The organism is uncultured Campylobacter sp. (assembly GCF_938040115.1).
GTDB lineage: Bacteria > Campylobacterota > Campylobacteria > Campylobacterales > Campylobacteraceae > Campylobacter_A.
Genome location: NZ_CALHXD010000276.1, coordinates 1 through 7,190, shown reverse-complemented (window position 1 = coordinate 7,190; position 7,190 = coordinate 1). Strand labels below are relative to the sequence as shown.

Genomic DNA, 7,190 nt, shown 5'->3' with positions numbered 1-7,190 from the left:
CAACCGCTCGCATACGGCGCAGCTCATCGAAGAAAATCAAGACGAAATCGCGATCTTGATACGAAACTCAGGTAGCCTCAGCGAGCTTCATATGAAATTTATTTCAAAATTCGGCAGTAAAAACGGTGCCGGCGTGTATAACGCGTTAAAAGAGGATGCGAGGAAAATTTACAAAAAACCTCAAATAGAAAACTCGCAAAAAGGCGAAGTAAAGCGTATCGCAGCGCCAAATTCCGCAAAATCGAGGTCATCAACACAAGGCGATGAGCAAAAACTTGACGAGAGAGAAAAATTAAAAACGGAGCCAAATTTAATCGGCGAGGTTTTACACGCTCAAGTCGCCCAGACAAAAGAGCAAAATTTAGAAAATCGCTCGCAAATAGTGCAAAATTCGGAGCCAGAAAAACCGCAGCCTTTAGAGGGCGAAAACGGCGTAGCGGCAAATAGTGAAAATTTGCAAGAGGCAAAGGCCGTAGAAGCAAATTTGAGCGATGATCCGGGTCCTACCGAGCAGCCGAAAGACGCGGAGCAAAATTTGAGCGTCAAAGCTTCTAGCGAGGATCTTAAAGCGGATGAAAAAGGGCAAAATTTATCAAACAAGCGTCCGCCGCAAAAATCAAAGCAAGCTAACGCACCGCAAAACGAAGCAAAAAATAAAGCTGAAAATACGGTAAAATCGCAACCATCGCTCAAGATAGACGAGACTAAAAAGCAAGAGATTAGAAAAATCGCGTTTGAGAGTAAAAATTTGGGCGATTTTCACAACGGACTGGTGAAAAAATACGGCGCAGAGGACGCCGGCAAGCTGTATAAAGCGCTAAAACAAAAAGCAAAAGAGTATCTAAGTAGGCGCGACGCGGCGAAGTAGAGTTTGCTTTTTGGCTACGGCTTTTAAAATTTGAGGATTTGCGGTAAAATTTGGACGCAAAATCATAAATTTAAGGGCGAAAATGATCTATCTGGTCGGGTCAAATTTGGAATTTGAAGGCGTAAAGACGCTGGTTTTAAACGAGATAAAATTTAATAAATTTAGCGTAAATTTAGCCGAATTTGACGCGCTGGTTTTGACCTCTAAAAACTCCGTAAACGCGCTAAAATTTAATCAAATTTTGCCCGCTAGTTTGCAAATTTACTCCATCGGCGACGGCACTAGCCGTGCGGCTAGCGAATTTGGCTTTGCTCAAATTTATACCGCAAAAAACGCTCACGGAAACGACTTTGCCGCCGAGATCGCACCGTTTCTAAAAGGCAAAAAAACGCTATTTTTAAGAGCGCGCGAGACGGCTTCGAGCGTTGGTGAAATTTTACGAAAAAGCGGCGTAAATTTGACGCAAATAATCGCTTACGAAAACGTTTTTAAGCCGCTTTGCGAGGAGCAAAAGCCGCCTAAAAATTCGGCGATTATTTTTACCGCTCCCTCAGCAGTGCGAAATTTTACGCGAAATTTTGGCTGGGATGAGAGCTATAAAGCCGTTGCTATAGGGCTTACGACGGCAAAAGAGCTAGAAATTTTTACCTCACCCGCAGTGAGTACTCAGCAAAATATAAATGCCTGCGTAAGCCTCGCAAAAACGCTACTTTAAGCTAAAATTTTATATAATAACCTTGCCTGAGTGATTTGGCAGCGTATTTTTACAGGGTCCAACACATTAGTATCGGCGAAGATGTGCGGAACTGTGTGACGTGGCTTCGTTTGAGCGTGCGAGCGCGAGAAGTTGCGACCTAAAGGAACCGCCTATTTGCAAGGTTGGCTTTGAATTTTCGGGCCACTTATATGCGCACCGCTCACTTGGGTTTTTTATTTTTGGAGAAATTATGAAAATTTTGATAATCGGAAGCGGCGGGCGCGAGTACTCAATAGCTCTAAAACTTCAAGAATCCCACAAAAACGAGCTTTTCTTTGCTCCAGGCAACGGAGCCACCTCAAAGCTTGGCACAAATCTAAAAATCAAAGACTATAACCAGCTCGCAGAATTTGCCCAATCAGAACAAATAGAGCTAACGATCGTCGGCCCCGAAGCGCCGTTAAGCGACGGCGTCGTGGATATCTTTAAGACGCGAAATTTAAACATTTTTGGACCGAGCAGGGCTGCGGCTAGACTCGAGGGCAGCAAGGCGTTTATGAAGGATTTTTTAGCTAGAAACGCTATGCGAACAGCTGCTTATCTAAATACCGATGATTACGATGCTGCGGCTAAATTTATAGACTCTCTTACCGCTCCCGTCGTCGTTAAGGCCGACGGACTGTGCGCTGGCAAAGGCGTGATAATTGCGCAAAGCCGCGATGAAGCAAAGGCCGCAGCTCGCGATATGTTAAGCGGCGAGAGCTTTGGCGAGGCCGGTAAACGCGTGGTCGTGGAGGAGTTTTTAGACGGATTCGAGCTTAGCTTTTTTGCTATTTGCGACGGCGAAAATTTCGTCAGCATGCCCGTAGCGCAGGATCATAAACGCTTAAAGGATAACGACGAGGGACCAAATACGGGCGGCATGGGTGCGTACGCTCCTAGTCCGCTAGCAAGCCAAGAGCTAATAAAACAGGTTGAAGAAGAGGTCGTAAAACCGACTCTAAAAGGCATGAAAGCCGAGGGAAATCCTTTCTGCGGCGTGCTTTTTGTAGGGCTTATGGTGGTTAAGGGCGTGCCGTACGTACTTGAGTTTAACGTGCGTTTCGGCGATCCTGAGTGTGAAGTGCTAATGCCGCTGATTGATGGCGATCTGGGCGAAATTTTACTAAACGCGGCAAAAGGCGATCTAAAACCGGTAAAACTAAAGGACGAATTTGCTGTCGGAGTCGTGATGGCTAGTAAAAATTATCCTTTTTCAAGCTCGCCTAGGGCTAAAATCAGCGTAAAAAACGTCCCGGAAAACTCACACATAGCATACGCAGGAGTGAGCGAGCAGGGTGGCGAGATCTATGCTAACGGCGGACGAGTACTCGTGTGCGTGGGGCTTGGTAAAAGCATAAAACAAGCGCAGCAAAAGGCCTATGAGCTTTGCGAAAACGTAGAATTTGATGGTGCGCATTACCGAAGAGACATCGCCTGGCAGATGTTAAAAGGACGTGAATGAGCAGGAGCGTCATAGATAAGCTCGAAAACGAAAACATCACGCTCGCTAGCGTCGGTAAAAGAGCCGTCGCGTGGGGGATAGATAAGTTTTTAATCTCGGTTTTGTTTTATGCCGTCTACTATGAAAAATTTGATGGGCTGGACTACGAGCAGATCAGTGCGCTAGCCATGGAAATGATACCGCAGATCGTTTTGCTCGAGGTTATTTATCAGACGTTTTTTACGTGGTACTGCGGCGCTAGTATCGGCAAGGTCGCGATGAAGATCGTGTGCGTGGATATCGATCTGCTCGATAAGCCAGGCTTGCTAAATTCTCTCACTCGATCTTTGGTTCGCATCATCGGTGAAAACGCATTTTTCCTAGGTTTTGCATGGGCGTTTTCAAATCCATTATTTCAAACGTGGCAAGATAAAGCCGCGAAAACGGTAGTTATAAATGTTTACTAGAATTTTTTTGTTACTAATGTTTGGGGCTTTTAGTTGCTTTGCGGCTCAAAATTTCGAGCTTTTGGCTGATGACGTAAAACGCGATAAGGGTATAGTTACTGCAGATAAAAACGTGCTTGTGTATTCGCAAGATTATTTGATGAGCGCGGACAGAGCTGTTTACGATCAGCAAAAAGAGATCTTGGAGCTTTTTGGTAACGTAAATTTGATAAGAAACAAGGACGAAATATCGCGCTGCTCATACGCAAAGATCGACCTAAATAGTAAAGATAGTAACTACGAAACGCTATTTATGATGAACCGCGACATGGAAGTGTGGATGCAAAGTGACGAGAGTAACAGCACGTCTAAATTTTACGAGGTAAACGGCGCGGTCGTATCGAGCTGCAACGTCCAAGACCCCGACTGGAAGATCAAATTTAGCAGCGGCAAGCTAAACCGCGAGAGTAAATTTTTACACCTTTTTAATCCCGTGTTTTACGTAGGAAACGTCCCTGTGTTTTATCTGCCGTATTTTGGCTTTTCTACAGACACTCGCAGACGCACAGGCCTTTTACCGCCTGAGTTTGGTTACGGCAAAAACGACGGATTTTACTACAAACAACCGATCTATATCGCCGAATACGACAGCTGGGACTTGCAGTTTGATCCGCAAATTCGCACTAGACGCGGTACAGGCATATACGGTACGTTTAGATTTGCCGATTCGCCTTATTCTAAGGGTTCGGTGACACTTGGCGCATTTAGAGATACCGAGGGCTACCGACAAAGACAGATCGAGAAAAACTCGCTAAGACTCCCGTTAAAAAATAAAACACACAAGGGCGCTGACGTAAAATATGAGCGCGACAGGCTCGTTAAGCATCTGATAAACGAGGATTTGCAAGAGGGCTTGTGGCTCGATGCGGCGGCTCTAAACGATATCGACTATATAAATTTGAAAAAACGCGGCTCGGGTAGCGACGATAACCCTCTCGTGACCTCAAAACTAAACTATTTCTTAAGCAGTGACAAGCATTACTTCGGCGCATATGCGAGGTATTACACGGATACGTCAAAGATCGGTAGTCCGAACGAAAATAAAGACACGCTTCAAGAGTATCCGAGCTTTCAATATCATAAATTTACCGATAGCTTTATTTTGCCGAACGTGCTTTACTCTGTCGATCTCCACTCGCACAACTACACGAGAAAAATCGGCGTAAAGGCGACGCAGTACGAATTTAACCTGCCGGTTTCATTTCATTTGCCTTTAGCGGACGATTATCTGAAATTCTCGTATTATCACTATTTATACGCTACCCACGTGGACTATGCAAAGAAAATGTACCGTCCGACCGGAGACGAGGATAGGAGCGCAAACTACATAGAAAATTATCATAAATTTTCGCTCCAGACCGACTTAGCTAAGGCTTACGAGAGCTTCTATCATAGTTTAAATTTGGGCGTGGATTACGTAGTTAAAGCTTATAATGAAGGTGACCTACCAGATAGATATGAGACAGCCGAAGACGATGGCAACGTATACGTCTATGACATGCTCGGACGAAAATATCAGAGCTTTATCAATCCTCAGCATACTAGAGACGAGGTTTCGGCCAGAGCGACGCAGTATTTCTTCAACGAAGACGGAAGAAAATTTTTGCGCCATACGATTTCGCAGGGTTATTACACCAAAGAGAACAAACGCTCAAATTTGAAAAACATCATCGGCTGGTATCCGCTACCGAATTTGTCTTTTTACAACAGGCTTGAGTACTCTTATAACAATAAATACTTTGAAAAAGTTCAAAGCGGTGCGAGCTATACGCATGATAAATTCGGCGCTAGCCTCTGGCACACAATGCAAAGAAAAAATGCACAGGAAAAGCAAAACTATCTGCACCTAAACGGCTACGTCGAGCTTCCGCATAACTATAGGCTATTTAGCGGTACTCAGTATGACCTTGAGCGCGACTATAATAAGCAGTGGCAGCTAGGCGTCTCTCACCGCAGAAAATGCTGGAACTACACGTTTGTCTACGAAGAGGAGCTTGAACCGACTACGACTACCAGCGGAACAGCCGCCAAAAAATCAAGAGGTGTTTACTTCTTTATAAATTTCTATCCGATGGGCGGCGTGCATTACGACTTTTCGGTAGGACAGACGACGCAAGGTAGCTGATGAGCGATTACCGGGATCTTATGTTTGAAAACCAGCTCGAAGCAGCCGAAAAGTTGCTCGAAATTTTGCCCAAGAAGGAGCTGGTTGCAGGCGAATATCTGATGATATGCGCATCCATAGAATCGGTTATCATGGTCGACAGCATAGCTCGCGGGCTAAATTTGAGCTACGAGATTTTATTCTGCGAGCACATTTTTGCGCCGAATAACCCGGAGTGTGAGATCGCGATGGTTAGCGAAAAGGATGACGTGGTGCTAAACGATGAGCTGGTTAAGAGCTTTGGTATTAGTTACGATTTCGTTTATGGCGAGGCGGATCGCAAATATGACGAAAAAATCCTAAAAAACGTATATAAATTTAGAAAAGGAAATTTAATCGGCGATCTAAAGGATAGAAATATCCTGCTCGTCGATGAGGGCTGCGAGACGGGTCTTACAGCGCTAACCTGCCTAAAAACACTCATGCGCGAGCGAGTAAAATCAGTCACCTACGCCACGCCGCTCATCGCTACCGACGTCGCCGCAGCTATCGCGCCGCTGGTGGATGAAATTTACGCCGTGCATAAGATCGCAAATTTTATCGAAGTGGATTTTTACTACGAAAACAAAATCGAACCAAAACCAGAAACCGTGCTTTCCATATTAGAGGAGAGTCCATTTTATATACCATTACAAAAACAAGGAGATATCAGGACATGCAGTATTCAATAGAAGTCAATAATCAAGTTGAAATTTACGATATAAACAAGGTCGCCAAACAAGCTAGCGGCGCGGTGCTCTTACGCGTAAAAAATACCGTCGTTTTAGCCACCGTCGCTCGCGAGGACACGCAAGTTAGTGAGGATTTTTTACCGCTAACGGTGCAATACATCGAAAAAACGTACGCAGCGGGTAGGATTCCCGGCGGCTACGTAAAAAGAGAGACTAAACCGGGGGATTTTGAGACGCTAACTTCGCGTATCATCGACCGTTCGCTTCGTCCGCTCTTTCCAAAGGGCTACGCGTATCCGACGCAAATCGTCGTAATGGTGCTATCCTGCGACCCCGAGGTTGATCTGCAAGTTGTCGCTCTAAATGCAGCCTCAGTCGCGCTTTATCTTAGCGACATCCCCGTAAATGCGCCTGTTTGCGGCGTACGCGTGGGATATATAGATAACAAATTCGTAATCAACCCTAGCAACTCCGAGCTAAAAACATCGGCGCTCGATCTTTACGTGGCGGGCGTTAAAGACGAGCTTTTGATGATCGAGATGAGAAGTATCGCGACTGAAAAAGACGAAATAATGCCTATCGCGCTAGATCCTATGATGGATCCGAATTTAGGCGGCGGCGTGATAGCGATGCAGGATATGAACGAATTTAGCGAAGATCTCATAGTGGAGGCGATCGCAGAAGCTGGCAAAGCAATACTTCGCGCCTCAAACGCTTATGAGGAAGCATTTAGCCAGCATAAAAAAGAGGACGCGCAGCTAGAGATAAAGCCGGAGATTGAAAACGAGAGCGTCGCCGTCT

Annotated in this window: 6 protein-coding genes and 1 pseudogene; all 7 read left to right on the top strand. The window is 45.3% G+C overall.

Annotated features, from left to right (window positions below; genetic code table 11):
• The coding region (locus Q0314_RS09310; RefSeq protein ID WP_298058476.1) for a hypothetical protein at nt 1-868 on the top strand (868 nt) is incomplete at its 5' end.
• Between the two features lie 82 nt (nt 869-950).
• Nucleotides 951-1,583, top strand: a complete 633-nt coding sequence (locus tag Q0314_RS09305) for a uroporphyrinogen-III synthase (RefSeq protein WP_298058474.1) — start codon at nt 951-953, stop codon at nt 1,581-1,583.
• A 232-nt stretch (nt 1,584-1,815) separates the two neighbouring features.
• Nucleotides 1,816-3,069, top strand: coding sequence for a phosphoribosylamine--glycine ligase (purD, locus tag Q0314_RS09300; protein ID WP_298058473.1), 1,254 nt, complete (start codon nt 1,816-1,818; stop codon nt 3,067-3,069).
• Complete coding sequence (locus Q0314_RS09295; RefSeq protein WP_298058471.1) at nt 3,066-3,515, top strand: RDD family protein; 450 nt, start codon at nt 3,066-3,068, stop codon at nt 3,513-3,515. The genes purD and Q0314_RS09295 overlap by 4 nt, the downstream gene beginning before the upstream one ends.
• On the top strand, nt 3,505-5,679 hold the full coding sequence (gene lptD, locus Q0314_RS09290) for an LPS assembly protein LptD (protein ID WP_298058470.1): 2,175 nt from the start codon (nt 3,505-3,507) through the stop codon (nt 5,677-5,679). The genes Q0314_RS09295 and lptD overlap by 11 nt, the downstream gene beginning before the upstream one ends.
• A complete protein-coding gene (locus Q0314_RS09285) occupies nt 5,679-6,389 on the top strand; it encodes a phosphoribosyltransferase family protein (RefSeq protein ID WP_298058469.1) in 711 nt (236 codons plus the stop codon). The genes lptD and Q0314_RS09285 overlap by 1 nt, the downstream gene beginning before the upstream one ends.
• Nucleotides 6,374-7,190, top strand: a pseudogene (locus Q0314_RS09280) (polyribonucleotide nucleotidyltransferase); the annotation flags it as partial. The gene Q0314_RS09285 and the pseudogene Q0314_RS09280, both read left to right, overlap by 16 nt.